Source organism: Segatella copri (genome assembly GCF_009495355.1).
Taxonomy (GTDB): Bacteria; Bacteroidota; Bacteroidia; order Bacteroidales; family Bacteroidaceae; genus Prevotella.
Genome location: NZ_VZAD01000022.1, coordinates 1 through 1,247, shown reverse-complemented (window position 1 = coordinate 1,247; position 1,247 = coordinate 1). Strand labels below are relative to the sequence as shown.

General features: G+C 38.5%; 1 protein-coding gene. It reads right to left on the bottom strand.

What is annotated here, in order from left to right; all coding sequences use genetic code 11:
- Positions 1-282: 282 nt before the first annotated feature.
- Positions 283-930: a DUF3256 family protein gene (locus F7D20_RS02530; RefSeq protein WP_158462718.1), complete on the bottom strand. Its 648-nt coding sequence runs from the start codon at positions 928-930 to the stop codon at positions 283-285.
- Positions 931-1,247: the final 317 nt, after the last annotated feature.

Here is a 1,247-nt window from a genome sequence, read left to right as displayed (position 1 = left end):
TATAAACTTCTTTCTTTTCAGACTTACAAAACTATATGCTTAATCCCCTAGATATATCGGGTGAGCCCTGATAATTTACTAACAGAAAGCTTCCTGAGGCATAAAAAGAAAATCCTCACTCAATAAAGCCACTTGCTTTGTTGAGTGAGGAAAAAAAAATTGATTGTCTCACGACAACCAATCTTTTATTAACCTTAATAATCTAATACCATGAAAAACACATTGCAAAAGTACTACTTTTATTTAGAACTCCAAATGTTTCTATAAACAAAATGCAACTATTTAACCTTCCTTAAAAATTTTACCATTCCAATTAAACTTTCTTTGCACTCTTATGGCATTAATTAGCTTTTTATCTTCTGCTGAGAGCAATGGCAGAGCAAGACGGAAAACGATGGCATTCTCATGCTGCATGAGCAATGCACTCATCATCCTGGGCTCTATCATCGCCTTGAGTTCTTCAAAACGTGACACACTCATCGTATCTGGTCTTTGCAACAGACTTTCACAAACTCCTTGAATGTCTTCTCCGTCAAAACAATGAGTCATCTCGAGTTGTTGCCACTGCTGATCGAAGAACATCACCTCGCTCTCCTTTTCGGGTGCTGCCAACGTTCTTACCATACAAATGATGGAGTCACCACCTGTTTGTGGCAACTTTTTTAATTGTAAGGTACATACTCTGCTGAGTCTTATCTGCATGAAATCATTGGTCAGCGTATCCATAACACTTGTATCACCCAACGACGTAGTGACCTCTGCCTTTACCTTCATATCCTGCAATTCCGTAAACTCCACACGCATATTCTGCGTGAGGACAGGAACCAAGGAATCTGGCATCGACACCCAGAGTTCTCTCAACGACTTGGCTTGTACTGCTAATGCCACCACAAGGGCACAGAGTACGGTAAATATCTTCTTTTTGTTCATATCTTTTCTGTAGTTTACGACAAAAGTACGGAAAAAAAACATAACCCACAACTTTTCTGCTATTTTTCTGCATTTTTCTACTGACATAAGACGTAACAGAAAACCATTACCAATTTTATTTTTGTCTTTATACATTTAAAGTAACTACTCAGCATATAGCCATATGTAGTTACTTTAAAATCGTTAAACCACATTGAAATCTCCGTTCAAAGGCTCTGAACGGACATTCAAAGGCTTTGAACGCACATTCAAAGGCTCTGAACAGGGCGGACGCATCAAAATGCGTTCGCCTCCAAAAGTTTTGACAGGTAATTTTC

Coding starts and splice junctions, on each gene's coding strand:
- F7D20_RS02530 (WP_158462718.1), bottom strand. CDS start 930: ATGAACAAAAAGAAGATATTTACCGTACTCTGTGCCCTTGTGGTGGCA.